Source organism: Acidovorax sp. 106 (assembly GCF_003663825.1).
Classification (GTDB): domain Bacteria; phylum Pseudomonadota; class Gammaproteobacteria; order Burkholderiales; family Burkholderiaceae_C; genus Acidovorax.
This window is the reverse complement of the sequence record NZ_RCCC01000001.1, coordinates 1,744,273-1,760,111: the sequence shown is the minus strand read 5'-3', so window position 1 is coordinate 1,760,111 and position 15,839 is coordinate 1,744,273. Positions and strand designations below refer to the sequence as shown.

Sequence of the window (15,839 nt, the reverse complement as noted above, 5' to 3'; positions counted from 1 at the left end):
CAAGCCCCATCACAGCAGTCACGCACCTTTCACACAACCGCTGCAGCATGGCCTGTTTCACAAAAACGAGGAGAAGCGCATGCAAGTTCACAAAACCCTGCTGGCCCTGGCGGCCACGCTGGTCATGACCACGGCCTGCGGCGGCAGCGACACCCCGGCCTGGCCGCCCGTGCCCACGGTGATTGCGCACCGGGGGGCTTCGGCGCTGCGGCCCGAGCACACGCTGGCGGCCTACCAAAAGGCGATTGACGATGGCGCCAACCTGATTGAGCCCGATCTGGTCATCACCAAAGACGGGGTGCTGGTGGCGCGGCACGAGAACGCCATTGCCATCCTCAACACCGATGGCAGCGTGCGCGAGGCCACCACCGATGTGGTGGACCGGCCCGAGTTTGCCGCCCGCAAAGCCACCAAGACCATCGATGGCACCGCCATCACCGGCTGGTTTGTGGAGGACTTCAGCCTGGCCGAGCTCAAAACGCTGCGCGCGCGCGAGCGCATTCCGGCGATCCGCCCGGCCAACGTGGCCTACAACGGGCAGTTCGAGGTGCCTACGCTGCAGGAAGTGATCGACTTGGCCAAGGCGCAATCGGCAGCCAAGGGGCGCACCATTGGTGTCATCCCCGAGACCAAGCACCCCAGCTTCTTCCAGTCCATCGGCAAACCGTTGGAACCCGCCCTGCTGGCGGTGCTGGCGAAGAACGGCTGGAACAGCAAGGACGCTCCGGTGTACGTGCAGTCGTTTGAAGTGGCCAACCTCAAGGCGCTGCGCAAGCAAAGCTCGGTGCGCCTGGTGCAGCTGCTGTCCAACAGCGGCCGCCCCTACGACTTTGCGGCGGCAGGCAACACCCAGACCTATGCCGACATGGCCACGGCGGCGGGCCTCAAGGAAATTGCCACCTACGCCGATGTGGTGGGCGCGCACAAGGACCTGGTCATCCCCGTGAAAGACGGCGCCCTGGGCACACCCACCGCGCTGGTGAAGGACGCGCACGCACTGAACCTGGCCGTGCACATCTGGACGCTGCGGCCCGAAAACGCCTTCTTGCCCGCCGCCTACAAAAAGGCGCCCACCACCGACAGCACGGTACGCGGCGACAGCGTGGGCGAGATCCAGGTGTTCCTCAAGGCCGGGGTGGATGGCTTCTTCACCGACGACTCGGGCGTGGGACGGCTGGCGGTGGACAGCCTGAAGTAAACGCAGGCCTGTAAAGAAAAAATGCCGAGGTCAGCCTCGGCATTTTTTTTGGACCGCTGCCAACCTTCAGCGCTCAGAACGGCGCAGATTCCGGGTCGGTATCCACTGGCGCCGTGGCCGGGCCGGTGACCACGCCGCCGCCCGACTTGCGGGCCGGGGCCGAGGGCTGAGAGCGCAGGACTGCAGGCGCTGCGACGGGGGCTGCAACCCCGGCACTGCCAGCCCCGCCCGCCGCAATGGCTTCGGCCGCGCTGGCCACGCCGCTTTCGGCCTCGCCGCCCAGGGCTTCGATCAAGTCGGGAATCAGCTTGACCAACTCGCCTGTAGCAATCGCCACGTCGGTGTCAAAACCACCATCGTCGGCCTTGGTGCCTTCAAACACCGTGTCCAAAAACGACAGCTTGCGCACCTGCAGCCCCTCGGTGAGCATGAAGGAGACGCGGTCGTCCCAGGTCAAGGCCAGCTTGGTGGGCAGTTTGCCTTGCTGGATGTGTTGCTGCACTTCGTCAATGTCAAGCGGGTGGCGCGCATAGCGCACCACGGCCTTGGCCTCGTCGGCGCTTTTGAGCTCGCACTCGCGGTCGATGCTGAAGCCCACGGGCGGCTCTTGGGCCGACAGCCAGTGCGCCATAGCGGCCTGCGGGCTGGTTTGCGTGTTGAGCAGCGACACCGACAGGCCGGGCAGCGACTCGACCAGCAGGCTCACCACCTCATCGGCACGGCCTTGGCTGCCTGTGTCCAACACCAGCAGGCGCGACTCGGTGTCGATCCACACCCACATGCTGCCCTGCTTGGTAAAGGCCATAGGCAGCAAATCCAGCTTGGCCTCGTCCTTGAGTTCCTTGCTTTCCTTTTTGCCGGGCTTGCGGCCGGTTTCTTGCTCGATGCGGGCAGCCTTTTCCTTCACGCGGCGGTTGAGCACCGAGCCGGGCAGCACCTTGGACTCGACCATGAAGCGCAAGATCCACTGCCCACCCACCGACTCGGCCATCGCGCCGTGCTGATCGCCCCGTGGGGGCACCCAGCCCAGCGACTGTTCCTGGGTGGCGCCGCACTCCATAAAAGGCGACTTGGCCAACGCCTCTTCCACCTGCGTCAAATCCGCCTGCCAGCCGGGTGCAATGCGGTACACGATCAAGTTCTTGAACACGGAAATCCTTCGCTTCGTTGGTCTGACGGGGTGATTGTCCGCGCTGCCAGCCCCGGGCCAGAGCAAGCCGCACCGGCGGGTTGCAACACAGCGCAACGCAGGCAGCAGTGCCCCTGCAGCGTTTGCTATTTATTTAATAGCTGCTGGCGCTTATAGATATTGCGCTAGCAGCCATTTTTATTGAAATTGAGGTGAGAACAAGCTGTGAATAACCCACGGCCACCGTCGGCGAACCATTGGTTGTCACAACTTTACACAGCCTTCAAGCGCCCTCACGGGCGCGATACACGGGCGGCGCACACTGACCCCAACCGCTGCAACGGTCGTTGCGGTGGACCAATTCACATCCCGTGAAAGGACTGACTCCATGACCTCCGCATTTTCGACCCGCCGCCTGATGGCCGCCGCCGCAACCAGCACCGCCACTGCCGCCTTCCTGGCCGCCCTGGCCCTGCCCGCCCTGGCGCAAACCCCCCCGCCTGCACCCGCTGCAGCCACCAAGGCAGCAGAGGCGCCAGCCCGCAAGCCCGGCGGCCCTGACATGCAAAAACGCCACGAAGAACACCTGGCACACATGGCCAAGCGCCAGGCCGCACTCAAGGAAAAGCTGAAACTGACCGCCGGCCAGGAAAGCGCCTGGACGACTTTCACCACCGCCATGCAGCCCGGCGAGCGCCCCGCACGCCCCGACCCCAAGGAGCTGGACAAGCTCACCACCCCCGAGCGCATCGACCGCATGCGCGAGCTGCGTGCCCAGCACACCGCACAGGCCGAGCGCCGCGACGAGGCGGTCAAAAAGTTCTACACCGCCCTGACGCCAGAGCAGCAAAAAACCTTTGACACCGAAGCCCGCCACGCCGGCCCCGGCATGCGCCATGGCGGACCAGGCCACGACAAGCGTGGCGGCCCCGATGGACACCACGGCCGCCCAGGCCCACGCGGAGAAGGCTCCGCCCGCTGATCCGCCGCCCCCTGCGGGGCGATCGCCACCAGACTTGAAGACCCGCCCTCCGCAAGGGGAGCGGGTTTTTTTACGCCCGGCCCCCAAGGTGGACCCGACCAGCCTGAGCGCCTGTGGACAACGCTGTGGCTTTTTCAGGAGCAACTGGGGGGTTATCCACACAAAAAGCCGCTTCGCCAAAGTTGTTGTCTGTCAGGCATGCAAACCATACAGACCGCAGCACAGGGTTGTCTGCGCTGCAAGTGGCTGTTTTTATTCAAGAAAAAGCAGTTGTCCACAAAAAATGGCTTGCTCTACTACTACTGCTATTTATCTATAAGACTTTAAAAGAACAACCCAAGAACATCCTTGGAGCCCAAATCCGGTGCGGTGGATGCCAAAACGGGGTGGAGATGACAAGGTGCTTGCCGCCGAAGTGGCCTTTGGAGAAACGAAGGCCATGTTCCGCCGCCAGTTCCAGCCTTCGCAGACCCTCTGCAGGCTCGGCAGGCTGTAAATCAAGCCAAGGGGCTGGGGGTGGGTGGGGCAAACGGCGCTCCTGGCCCCCTCGCCCGCCAAAACACTGGCACGGGCGCCATGTCGGGCCTCAAAGCCTGTGTAAGGGGCGCTGCAAGGCCTGGGCAGCCCATCCCGGCAAGTTTCTTTGTGTGACCCCCTTTGAAGACCTTGAACAGGCTTTAAGCACGCATTGCGTGTGCTGGCGGCCAAGCATCCGCGCCGGGTACACATCCCCCTCCACGCCGGGTTGTGTGGGGTTTGCTATTGAAAAATGAGCTGTTAGCGCTTATCCAGCATGCGTTAGAGGCATTTTTTATACAAAACGCCTTCCAAACCGGGAGCGTTGCATAAGACTGGGGATAGCTTTGGCACAAGTGCCTGCTTATCCACAGCAAATGGCGATGCGCTCAGTTTGTCCCCGTTGGCGTGACAGCACAAACACCGGGTGGCGCACAGGGTTTGCCGTGCGGCAAGTGCTTGTCAGCGAACGGAAAAAAGCAGTTGTCCACATAAAACACCGGGCTCTACTACTACGACTATGTATTTATAAAGAAATTAAGAAGAAGACAGAAGAACAACTCCGGGCCCCGGCAAGCCCCTTTCGGTTTCAGCAATGACGAGGGCGAAAGCCAAATCTGGAGTGAATGCATCACGCTGATGAAAAGGGGTGTGGAACTTGCGATGCGGGCTTGCAAGGCGAAAGGGGCAGACGTTCTAAGCACGGCGAACACGGCCAAGCCGCACGACAAGACGGGATAACGACGCCAAAGGGGGTTGTGTTCGCCGTTCCAAAGGCCCTCAGGAGCGCTTGCAGCGCCTGAGGGGGTGCCGGGCATGAGGGGGGTAGCCTTGGTGCGTTGCCGGGCCTGTAGCGCCTGCTGTGGGGGCGCTGGCAGATTCGGCGCGTGGCAGGACCGAATCTGCTCCGCAAAGACCGCTGCGCGGCCCCTGACAGAGGGCAAACAGGCTTTTATTCCATTTCTAAATCACCCCCGACGTTGTTGCTTCGCCTTGCCGTGCTTCACTTCAGCACTGTCTGCGGCTTCGCGCCTAGTCAGGAATGATTTGGAAATGGAATTAGAGCGGCTAACAAAACTCTTCTGGCGTTGTTGCCGCGTCTTGTCGTACTGCTCGTACTGCCTGCGACGCAGCGCCTAGCCAGAACCGCTTCGCTTGGTTTTGTTAGCCACTCTTAGCCCTGTGGATGGCTTTGTGGGCTGGCGCTCAAGAAGGCGTCCAGTTCAGACTCAGGCAGTGCTTTGCTGAACAAATAGCCCTGGTACAGCTCGCACCCTGCCCGTGCCAGCAGGGCGCGCTGCTCGGCGGTTTCCACGCCTTCGGCGATCACTTCCAACCCCAAGCTGCGCGACAGCCCGATGATGGTGTCCACGATGGCGGCGTCGTTGGGGTCGGTCAGCAGGTCGCGCACAAAGCTCTGGTCGATCTTGAGCTGATCGAGCGGCATGCGCTTGAGGTAGCTCAGCGACGAGTAGCCGGTGCCAAAGTCGTCCAGCGAAAAGCCCACGCCATAGGCGCGCAGTGCGGCCATGGTGGCGATGGTGGTTTCCATGTCTTCCACCAGCAGGCTTTCGGTCAGCTCCAGTTTGAGCTGGCCCGAAGGTGCTCCGGTGATGGCCAGCACCCGCGCCACGTCGTCCACAAAACTGGCGTTGCGGAACTGGCTGGAGCTGACGTTTACGGCCATGGTCAGGTCGCGGCGCAGCGGGTCGTCCTGCCAGCTGGCCAGCAGTTTGCACGCGTGGTGCAGCACCCAGCGGCCCAGGGGCAGGATGAGGCCGGTTTCCTCGGCCAGGGCGATGAAGTCCGACGGCGGCACCATGCCGCGCTGTGCATGCTTCCAGCGCAGCAGCGCCTCCACCCCGGCGATTTCACCGGTCTGGCGCACTTGGGGCTGGTAGTGCAGCAAAAATTCGTCTTGCGCCAGGGCCACGCGCAGGTCGGCCTCCAGGGCCGCACGCGCCGTCACCACGGCCTGCATCTGCGGGTCAAAAAACCGCAAGGTGTTGCGTCCGGCGGTTTTGGCTTGGTACATGGCCAGGTCGGCCTGCTTGAGCAGTTCGCCCACAGTGGTGGACGCCACCCCGGTGAACGGTGCGATGCCAATGCTGGGCGTGCTGCGGTATTGGTAGCCCTGCAATGGGTAGGGCATGGACAGCATGGCCAGGATTTTTTCGCCCACGCCGCGTGCCTGCAGCACCAGCTCGTCACCAGAGGGGTTCAGCTCTTCCAGCATCACCACAAACTCGTCACCCCCCAGCCGCGCCACGGTGTCCACACTGCGCACGCAGTGGCTCAGCCGCTTGGCCACTTGCTGCAGCAGCAGGTCGCCCTGGTCGTGGCCCAGGGTGTCGTTGAGTTGTTTGAAGTTGTCCAGGTCGATGAACAACAGTGCCCCGCCCTGCTGGTGGCGCCGGGCCGCTACCAGGGCTTGGTGCATGCGGTCCATCAGCAGCATGCGGTTGGGCAGGTTGGTGAGCGGGTCGTAGAAGGCCAGGCGCTGGATCTCGCGCTCGGTGGCCTTGCGCAGAGTGATGTCGGTGTTGATGGCCAGAATGGACTGGGGCCTTCCGTCTTCGCCGCGCACCAGCGTCCAGCGGCCTTCCACGTCGATGGTGCGGCCATCGCGGTGTTGTTGCACCAGCTCGCCCGTCCATTCGCCATGCTCTATCGTGGCCTCGGTGGCCCGCAGAAACGGCGTGGGGTCTTCGTACAGCAGCGTTTGCACCGGTTGCCCGAGCACCTGCAGCTGGGTCCAGCCATACATGCGCTCGGCGCTTTTGTTCCAGTAAATGATGCGGTGGTCCAGGTCGCGCACCAGGATGGCGTCTTGTGCCTTATCGAGCAGCGAGGCCTGGTGGCGGATGCGGGCGTCGGCCGTCTGGCGCTCGATCTCGGCCGAAGCACGTCCCGCAAAAATCTGCAGGGTGGAGGTGACGAAGTCCGGATCTGCCAGTGGCTGCCTGAACAGTACAAAGATAGCGCCGATCACCTCCCCGTCTGCACTGCAAAGCTGCTGGCCTGCATAGGCGCGGGCGTTGATCTTGCTGCCCAGGGGCGAGCGCGGGTACTGCTGCAGCACTTGGTCGGCCACCACGTACTGGCGCTGGGTGAGCAGGTGCATGCTGGGGGTGTCGTCCAGTGGCAAGTCAAACGGCGGTTGTACCTGCCCGTCGATCACGGTGGCCATGTTGATGGCCCGTGGGGGGTTGCCAGTCGATGAGGCGGACATGCGGATCAGGCATCCCACCTGAGCGCCCAGGGCCTCTGCCATGTTACGTGCCAGCTGCACAAAAAATTCAGTGCCGGTGCTTGCAGACACTGCTGCCGCCACCTTGATGACCGAGTCCAGCATGCGCTGCTGTGCCTGGTGTGCGCGCAGGCTGTTGATGCCAAAGGCCAGGTCGTTGGCCAGTTCTTGCAGCAACGCAACTTCTTGGGCGCTGATGTGCAGGATGTCAGGCGCGTACAGGTACAGCAAGCCAAAGACGCGGCTTGGCCCGCGCAGCGGCAGGCAAACGATGCCGTGAAAGCCGTTGTCCAGCATGCGCTGGGTCCATTCGCCGAAATCATTGCTGTTGCGGATGTCGTGCACGATGACAGGCTCACCTGTGCGCACGGCCCGCCCTGCAGGGCCTTGTCCGTGGGGGCTTTGCGCGTCCCAGCTCAGGTGCAGCTTTTTCAGATAGCCCTGGCTGTGGCCTGCATACGCCACTTGGGCAATGGTCTTGTGCTCGTCGTCCTGCGCCAAACCCACCCAGCCCATGCGGTAGCCGCCAATGTCCACCGCAATCTGGCAAATGGCCTGCAGCAGGGCCGATTCGGAGGTGGCTCGCACCAGGGTTTCGTTGCAGGCGCTCAGCAGCTTTTGCGCGCGGGCCATGCGGGCAATCTCGCGCTCGGATTGCAGCCGCTCGGTGATGTCGATGGCCAGCACCTGCCGTGCGGCCACGCCATTGAAGCTAATGCTGCCTGCCGTTATTTCTACATCAAACAGGCTGCCATCCTTGCGCACCTGCGGGCAAATGGCGGGCACATGCCGACGCTCGGGGCTGATCGATTGCACTGCGGCGCGCACGGTTTCATGCTTGCTGGGGGGCCACAGGTCCAGCAGGTGCATCTGCAGCATTTCCACCTCGGTATAGCCGTACTGCAAGAGCATGGCCTGGTTCACCGCCAGCAGGCGCAGGCTGGCGCGCTCATACACCCACATGGGGTGCGGGTGTTCGTTGAACATGAGGCGGTACTGTTGGGCCGAGGCCTGCAACTGGCTCGCCACATGCCGCAGCTGTACGGTGGTGCCCAGCGCTTCCGTCAATATTTCCAGCCGGTCCACATCGCTGCGAGAAAAGGCCTCGGGCAGGTCTGAGGTGACTTTCAAGGAACCCACGATGCTGTTGCCCGCCCGCAAAGGCGCTGCCATCACCGAGCGCACGCCAAAGCGGTGGGGCATGGAGGCCATGTCCCATCCTGCGGCCAGGGTGTCGTTGCACCACACGGTGCGGCCCTTGTGAAGCGCGGGCCACAAGATGCTGTCGTGCACCGACAGCAGGTTGCCTTCGGGCCGCACCATATCGCCCACCGAGGCCTTGGCTACCAGCTGCTCTGCCTCCAGCAGCTCGATCATGGCGCCGCGCGCGCCGGTTTGCTGCTGCACCGTATAGGCCACCAGCTTCAGGGCATCGGGCAGTGCCATGTCCAGCGACGAGATCTGCTGCTGTACCTGCAGCAAATCGGCATGGTGGCGGGCGTTGCGCTGGGCTTGCATCTCGGCCTGGTGTTGTACAGACACATCCTGAAAAGCCCCCTGGATGCGAAGGATCTGCCCCTGGGCGTTGCGCACCGCATGCCCTGCCGTGCGCACCCACAGCAGTTGGCCCTGGGGGCTCACCATCTCAGCGACCTCGTTGATGGACGTGCCCGCATGCATGCACGCATGCCATGCCGCCAACATGCGTTCGCGGTAAGGGGGCGTGTAGGCCGCCAGCACTTGGGTCAGCGTGGGGATGGCCTGTGTGAAGCCAAAGGCTTTCGCCATCTCAGGCGACAAGGTCAGCTGCTGGTGGGGTAACTCCACAATCCAGCCGCCCAGGCGTGCCACCCGGCCTGCGGCCTCCAGTGCCTGGCCTTGCAGGCGCAAGGTGGCATGCATCTGGTCGCGCTCTTGCAGCATCTGGCCCAGCAGGTGCTTTTGTCGGCGCAGCTCCAGCTGGTCCATGGTCTGGCGCGCCAGCATCTGCAATGCCTGAAGGGATTCACCGCTCAGGCCACGGCTGCGGGTATCCATCACCGCCAGCGTTCCCAAGGCATGGCCCTCGGCCGTGACCAGGGGAATGCACGCGTAAAACCGGATGTGGGGCTCGCCTACCACCAGCGGATTGGTGGCAAATAGCGGGTGCAGCGTTGCGTCTTCCACCACGGTCGGCACCTCGGGGGTAAGCAATGCGTGGTCGCAAAAAGCGATCGAGCGCGGTGTCTCGCGCAGGGGCACGCCCACCGATGCCTTGAACCACTGCCGCCCAGCATCCAGAAAGTTGACCACCGCCATGGGCGCATCGCACAGCCATGTGGCCAGGGTGGCCAGTTGGTCGAAGGACGCCTCTTGCGGGGTGTCCAAAATGGCATAGGTCTGCAATGCCTGCAGCCTTTTGGACTCTGCTGGCGATAGCACCGGCCCAGCCATGCTCACACGGCCCCCCGTGGCGGGAGGCTGCAGTGCACTGGCTGGGGGCTGTGGGGCAAAGTCACCGACATGGAATGAGGGGATAAATGGCGGTCAATGCTACACCGTGACGCTGTGGTGACAGCGCGTCCCCGCCATGCCAATTGGGCTGGGGTTTATGCCTTGCGCAGCGCCCGGCGCGCACGCACCGATGCCGCCAGGCCCTGCAGCACGGGCACCGTCTGCGCCATGCTGATGCAGGCGTCGGTCACCGAAACGCCTTTTTGCAGCGCTTGCCCAGGCACGATGTCTTGGCGGCCCTCTTGCAGGTGGCTCTCGATCATCAGACCCGTGATGCGCGCGTCGCCCGCTGCAATCTGTTGGGCCACCTCGGCTGCCACGGTGATCTGGCGCTGGTGTTGCTTGCTGCTGTTGGCGTGGCTCACGTCGATCATCACTTGCTCGCGCAGGCCTGCGGCCTTGAGCACGGTGCAGGTGGCATCCACATCGGAAGTGCTGTAGTTGGGCTGCTTGCCGCCGCGCAGAATCACGTGGCAATCCTGGTTGCCACGCGTTTCAAAAATCGCGGCCTGGCCCATCTTGGTCATGCCCATGAAGGCGTGCGCCGCCTGTGCGGCCTGGATGGCGTCGCTGGCCACCTTCACGCCGCCATCGGTGCCGTTCTTGAAGCCGACGGGGCATGACAGCCCGCTGGCCAGCTGGCGGTGGCTTTGGCTCTCGGTGGTGCGCGCACCAATGGCTCCCCAGCTCACCAGGTCGCTGATGAATTGTGGCGAGAGCAGGTCCAAAAATTCTGTGCCCACGGGCAGCCCGGTGGCCAGCACGTCCAGCAGCAGCTTGCGCGCCAGCTCCAGCCCTTCGTTGATGGCAAAGCTGCCATCCAGGTGCGGGTCGTTGATGTAGCCCTTCCAGCCGACGGTGGTGCGGGGCTTTTCAAAGTACACGCGCATCACGATGAGCAGGTCGTCCTGCAGTGCATCTGCCTGCACCTTGAGCTGGTGCGCGTATTCCATCGCCTGTGCGTGGTCATGGATGGAGCACGGCCCCACCACCACGATGAGCCGGTCGTCCTGCCCATGCAGGATGCGGGAAATCGCGGCGCGGCTGGTTTCGACCAGCGTCTGCGCTGCGTCCGGTGTGGGCAACCATTCCTGCAACAGTGCGGGCGTAATGAGCGGGCGCACGGCCTTGATGCGCGTGTCATCAATACGCGTGGTGTCGTGGGTGGAGATGGGGTTTGCGGAGTGGTGTGCGTGGGTCATGGTGGCCCCGATTGTCGCAGCGGCGGCCATCTGCAGCCTTTCAGCCGGCGCGCGAGTCGCGCAGCGTCATGCGTGGGGCGGCTGCGCCAGGGAGATCCTGACGTTGAGCGGGCCCGGGCGTTGCAAGGCCTGTGTGCCAGATACCAGGCGGCCCAGTAGCACGAGGCCTTCCGACGCCACACCGTCCCGGTAAAAAATGGCGAGATTGCCCCATGGCGCGTAGAAGCTTATATCGCCCGCTACCGGTGTCCACACCTGCGCTTCCTTGGCCGTGGTCAGCGCTCGCGGCAAGTCTGCAATCTTCTCGGTGGCGTCGTAGTCCACCAGCCTCAGCGATACCGGCAGCAGCGTCGCAAAATCTCGCGCCGTGGCGTTGTCCTCCAGTTCCCCCAGCGCGATCACCCTGCTGTCCACGCGGAACTCAATTTTCATGAACTGCATCTCCTGTCGAGGTACTGAGTGCGTTGGCATGTTTGGAGGTACAAGAGCCCGCCTACTGCAGCGAGAACGTGACGCGCACGCCTTGCGTGCCCAGTGCTTGCGTGAGGGCAGCGGGATTGTCCACCTGGCCCAGGCGGGTGTAGGAATAGGACGAGTCGAAGGTGGCGTAGAAGATCACCACGGTCCGGGTGCCGTACAAAAGCAGGTCGCCGCTGCGGATGGTGCCCAGCCGCGCGGCGCTGGCGGGCAGCGGTTCGCGCAGATCGGCGTGTTTTTCATTGCCATTGAGATCGGCCATCTCCAGCGACAGCGGCATGGCCGCTGCAAACGCCCGTGCCGCTGCCGTATCCGCCAGCGTGATGCCAAAGCGGCGCTGGCCGATGGTCATCCACGCGCGGCTGGGTGGCTGGGTTTGGGCCGCCGGGCTGGTCGCTGGCTGCGCGTGGGCTGTGCTCGAGAACGCGATCGCGGCCATGGCCCAAAGACCCATCCCCGCCAGTGCAGTGCGGCGAACGCGTGCGTGGATGTGGCAGGCAACGGGCGTGAAGATTGGGATAGCTGTGAAACAGGTCATGTCGTGTGTCCTATCGCAGTGGTGCGGTCAGCGCGCGCCGTCAGGCCTACCAGAAATCCGCTGAGCAGCAGCAACCCGGCACTCAAGGCAAACACGCTGGGGTACCCGTTCGTATCGAAGAGTACGCCACCAACAGTGGCACCTAGCGCAATCGACACCTGCACCACCGCCACCATCAGGCCGCCGCCGGCTTCAGCATCGTGCGGCAGGCTGCGGGCGATCCAACTCCACCAGCCCACCGGGGCGGCTGTGGCCACCAGGCCCCATAACGCTAGCAGCGCGGTGGTGGTTGCTACCGACGGGCCCGCTGCGGTCAGCGCCAGTGCAATCGATGCCATCACGGCCGGAATGATCGCAAGCGTTCCGTAAAAGCGCTTCCTCAAAAACCACCCGATCGCCGCCGTACCAGCCAGACCCGACACCCCGATGACCAACAGCACCAGCGACAGCGTGGTGGCGTCAACCTGCGTCACCGTTTCCAGAAAGGGCCGCAGATACGTGAACAGTGCAAATTGCCCCATGAAGAACACCCCCGCCGCCAGCATGCCCAGCAACACACGCTTGCGCTGGAGCAGCGCCCACACCGAAGCGCTGGAGCCCGCCTCACGCTGTCGGATCTCCATGTCCGGCAGGCTGAACCACAGCCACACATACGCGATGACTGCGATGGGAACCAGGCTGAAGAACGCGCCGCGCCAGCCGACGACGGATGCGAGGTAACTGCCAAGCGGCGCCGCAATCACGGTGGCCAAGGCGTTGCCGCCGTTGAAGATGGCCAGTGCACGCGGCACGTGAGCTGGGGCTACCAGCTGCATCGCGGTTGCGGCCGACATCGACCAGAAGCCGCCAACCACCACGCCAATCAGCGCGCGCCCGGACATATAGGTGGCATAGGTGTCTGCGATGGCCACCACGAAGCCTGATACGCACATCAGCGCGGTCAGCGCCAGCAGCAGGGTCTTGCGGCGCACCCGGGCGGCCACGGTCGCGATGCCAAGGCTGGTGACCACTGCGAAGGCGCCTGAGATGGCGATGCCGCGGCCCGCTATGCCCTCGGTGATCTTCAAGTCAAACGCCAGCGGGGTGAGCAGGCTCACCGGCATGAACTCGGATGCGATCAGTGCGAATACGCACAACGACATCGCAAAGACGCCTCCCCAATGCTCTTGGCGTGCCCCTGGCTCAGCCTGCAGTGGGGTGTCGCATGCGCCGAGACCGGGGGCCGCTTGGAGGGCTTTCCGCTCTGTCACCCGGCGCTCGCAGCCACCAGGTGCTTGCCGAAGAATGCCGTGAGCTTGTCCCACGGGATCAGCGTCACCCGGTCGTACAGGTCCACGTGGCCGGCGCCGGATACCCAGTGCAGCTCCTTGGGTTCTGCCGCCTTCTGGTAGGCGTCTTCGCTGAACTCGCGCGAATGCGCCTCGGTGCCGGCGATAAACAACAGGGCGCGCGGCGAGATCGTCTCGATGTCGTTGAACGGGTAGAAGTTCATGAACTTGACATTGCTCGTGAGCGTGGGCTGCGTCGTCGTGCGGGGTGACGCGCCCGGCGGCGTGAACTCGCCGCGCGGCGTGCGATAGAAATCAAAGAACTCGCGCTGGATGGGGTGGGTGTCAGCCGTGAGTTCCAGCACCGTGCCGCCGGTGGTTTGCACTGGCGCGCCGTTGAACTCTGCCTGGCGCTGCTGCGCAGCGGTGGCGATGATCTGCTTGCGCTGCTCCAGCGTTTGTGAGCGGCGCAGTGCGTGGCGGTTGGCAGCGCCCATGTCGTACATGCTCACCGTCGCGATGGCCCTCATGCGCGGGTCGATCTTGGCGGCGCTGATCACAAAGCTGCCGCTGCCGCACACGCCAATGGCGCCGATCCGCTGCGGGTCGACGAAGGCCTGGCTGCTGAGAAAATCCACCGCAGCGCTGAAGCTTTCGGCATACAGGTCGGGCGACACTGCGTTGCGCGGCTGGCCCTCGCTGCCGCCCCAAAAAGGCAGGTCCAGCGACAAGGTCACGTAGCCCTGCTCTGCCATCTTGGTGGCGTACAGGTTGGCGCTTTGCTCTTTGACGGCGCCCATGGGGTGGCCCACTACCAGGGCGGCATGCTTGCGGCCACGGTCGAGGTTGTGGGGCACAAACAGGTTGCCCGCCACTGACATCTGGTACTGGCTTTGAAAGCGCACCGGGCGCATCGTGACGCTCCGGCTGATGTAGAAGTTGTAGGCGCCGCTGGGCAGGTTTGCCGCAGCTTTCGTACCGGTGGCCGTCTGGGCCGATGCGCTGGCCGTGGCCAGCGTGCCGGAAGTAGCTGCGATGGCGACACCTGCGCTGGCAGCCTTGAGGAATTCACGGCGATCACCCGCACTGGCTGCGGGCTCTCGGAGTGCGCCAGTGGCGCGGTCGATAAGCGTGTTCATGGGTCTATCTCCTGGGGTTGTACAAGGCGCGGTGATTTGTGCAGAGGGTCCCTAGGTCACCGTGGAAGAATTTTGCGCATCTGGCCGAGTGTTGACTAGATAATGAATACTTAATGCGCTTATTAGCCAATTAATAAATGGTGAAAAAACGGGGCACAGGTAGCACATGCCAAGACGCAACTTCAACGATTTGCTGGCCTTCGTCACGGTGGCCCGCGAGGGCAGTTTCACCAAGGCTGCGGGTACCCTGGGTGTCACGCAGTCCGCACTGAGTCAGGCCATCCGCGGGTTGGAGGAAAGCCTGCAGATCCGCCTGCTGACGCGCACCACGCGCAGCGTGGCGCCCACCACCGCTGGCGAGCGCCTGATGAAGGCCATCGGCCATCGCTTTGACGAGATCGAGTCCGAGCTGGCCGCATTGACCGAACTGCGCGACAAACCAGCGGGCACAGTACGCATCACCTGCGGTGACAACGTGATGCACACGGTGCTGCTTCCCAAGCTCATGCCGCTTCTGCGCGAGTACCCGGACATCAAGCTGGAGTTCGATATGAACTATGGCTTTCGCGACATCGTGGCAGACCGTTTTGACGCGGGCGTGCGCATGGGCAACACCATCGACAACGACATGATTGCGGTCCCCATCGGCCCGCCGCTGCAGATGGCCGTAGTGGGGTCACCTGAGTATTTCCAGCGCCATCCCATCCCCAGGGCGCCAGGCGACCTGACCGCGCACCAGTGCATTAACCAGCGCATGCCAACGTCGGGCGGACTGTATGTGTGGGACTTCGAAAAACGCGGCCGCAAGGTGAACGTGCGCGTGGATGGTCCACTGATCTTCAACACCGCGCCGCCGCAGGTGGACGCAGCGCTGGCGGGGCTTGGCCTTTCGCTCCTGCCGGAGGACGAGTTGATGCAGCACATCCATGCGGGCCGGCTGGTGCGCGTGCTGCAGGACTGGTGCCCCAAATTTGCGGGCTACCATCTGTACTACCCCAGCAAGCGCCAGCTCTCACCCGCCTTTCAGTTGGTGGTGAAGGCGCTGCGCTTCAGTGGCGCGCGGCGGCAGTAGCTGCAACGGGTGCGTCGGAAAACGGGTTCCACCGCACCAGAATCAGGGCCTGCGGAATGCCGCGTTTTGCCGTGCCCAGTATTTGGATTCCAGGTGGTCCATGCGCACCGTGCCGCCGGTGGACGGTGCGTGCACAAAGCGCCCTTCGCCCACGTAGATCCCGGCGTGCGATGGGTTGCGGCCTCGGCCAAAAACCACCAAGTCACCGGTGCGCAGCTCGCTGCCGTCAATCACCTGGCCCCAGCCGCTGAGCTGGGCCACGGTGCGTGGTGGGGCGGTGCCCACCTGGTTGCGGTACACATAGCCAATGAGCCCGCTGCAGTCAAAGCCCGATTCGGGGGTGTTGCCGCCATAGCGATACGGCGTGCCCACCAGCCCCAGGGCGTGGATGGCAATGCCGTGGGCCTGCTCGTCTGACAGCGTGGTGCCCGCAGACCGCTGCGTGGGCCAAGGGGCGGGCTCTGCCGAGCCGGTGGACGGTGGGCGCACGGTTCCGCAGCCCACCAGCAAAACGGCGGCCGAGGCCAGCCACACAGCACAGAAAGATCGATGGAAAGATCGCATGGCCCGAAGGT

At 63.8% G+C, this 15,839-nt stretch carries 11 protein-coding genes; 3 read left to right on the top strand and 8 right to left on the bottom strand.

Annotated features, from left to right (window positions below):
* Positions 1–79 precede the first annotated feature (79 nt).
* Positions 80–1,198: a glycerophosphodiester phosphodiesterase gene (locus C8C98_RS07775; RefSeq protein WP_121456124.1), complete on the top strand. Its 1,119-nt coding sequence runs from the start codon at positions 80–82 to the stop codon at positions 1,196–1,198.
* A gap of 73 nt (positions 1,199–1,271) precedes the next feature.
* On the opposite strand, the gene C8C98_RS07770 is transcribed toward C8C98_RS07775, so the two are convergent.
* On the bottom strand, positions 1,272–2,348 hold the full coding sequence (locus tag C8C98_RS07770; RefSeq protein ID WP_121453788.1) for a recombination-associated protein RdgC: 1,077 nt from the start codon (positions 2,346–2,348) through the stop codon (positions 1,272–1,274).
* Positions 2,349–2,715: 367 nt separating this feature from the next.
* Between C8C98_RS07770 and C8C98_RS07765 the strand changes: the two genes are divergently transcribed.
* Positions 2,716–3,309, top strand: coding sequence for a Spy/CpxP family protein refolding chaperone (locus tag C8C98_RS07765; RefSeq protein ID WP_233574487.1), 594 nt, complete (start codon positions 2,716–2,718; stop codon positions 3,307–3,309).
* 1,690 nt (positions 3,310–4,999) lie between these two features.
* On the opposite strand, the gene C8C98_RS07760 is transcribed toward C8C98_RS07765, so the two are convergent.
* The 6 genes from C8C98_RS07760 to C8C98_RS07735 form a co-directional block, all read right to left on the bottom strand.
* Positions 5,000–9,508, bottom strand: coding sequence for an EAL domain-containing protein (locus C8C98_RS07760; RefSeq protein ID WP_121453787.1), 4,509 nt, complete (start codon positions 9,506–9,508; stop codon positions 5,000–5,002).
* A 155-nt stretch (positions 9,509–9,663) separates the two neighbouring features.
* On the bottom strand, positions 9,664–10,770 hold the full coding sequence (locus C8C98_RS07755) for a 3-deoxy-7-phosphoheptulonate synthase (protein ID WP_121456122.1): 1,107 nt from the start codon (positions 10,768–10,770) through the stop codon (positions 9,664–9,666).
* Positions 10,771–10,836: 66 nt separating this feature from the next.
* Entirely contained in the window at positions 10,837–11,202 is a 366-nt protein-coding gene (locus C8C98_RS07750; RefSeq protein WP_121456121.1) for a cyclophilin-like fold protein, read from the bottom strand.
* Positions 11,203–11,263: 61 nt separating this feature from the next.
* Positions 11,264–11,785 (bottom strand): cyclophilin-like fold protein, encoded by a 522-nt coding sequence (locus tag C8C98_RS07745; protein WP_233574486.1) that lies wholly within the window; start codon positions 11,783–11,785, stop codon positions 11,264–11,266.
* The gene (locus C8C98_RS07740; RefSeq protein ID WP_121453786.1) at positions 11,782–12,927 is read right to left on the bottom strand and encodes an MFS transporter; all 1,146 of its coding nucleotides are present in this window, start codon (positions 12,925–12,927) and stop codon (positions 11,782–11,784) included. The genes C8C98_RS07745 and C8C98_RS07740 overlap by 4 nt, the downstream gene beginning before the upstream one ends.
* Before the next feature lie 104 nt (positions 12,928–13,031).
* A complete protein-coding gene (locus tag C8C98_RS07735) occupies positions 13,032–14,192 on the bottom strand; it encodes an alpha/beta hydrolase (protein ID WP_121453785.1) in 1,161 nt (386 codons plus the stop codon).
* A gap of 166 nt (positions 14,193–14,358) precedes the next feature.
* Between C8C98_RS07735 and C8C98_RS07730 the strand changes: the two genes are divergently transcribed.
* Positions 14,359–15,264, top strand: a complete 906-nt coding sequence (locus tag C8C98_RS07730; RefSeq protein ID WP_121453784.1) for a LysR family transcriptional regulator — start codon at positions 14,359–14,361, stop codon at positions 15,262–15,264.
* A 42-nt stretch (positions 15,265–15,306) separates the two neighbouring features.
* Here the strand turns inward: C8C98_RS07730 and C8C98_RS07725 are convergent, their stop codons facing one another.
* Positions 15,307–15,828, bottom strand: coding sequence for a C40 family peptidase (locus tag C8C98_RS07725; RefSeq protein ID WP_121453783.1), 522 nt, complete (start codon positions 15,826–15,828; stop codon positions 15,307–15,309).
* Positions 15,829–15,839: the final 11 nt, after the last annotated feature.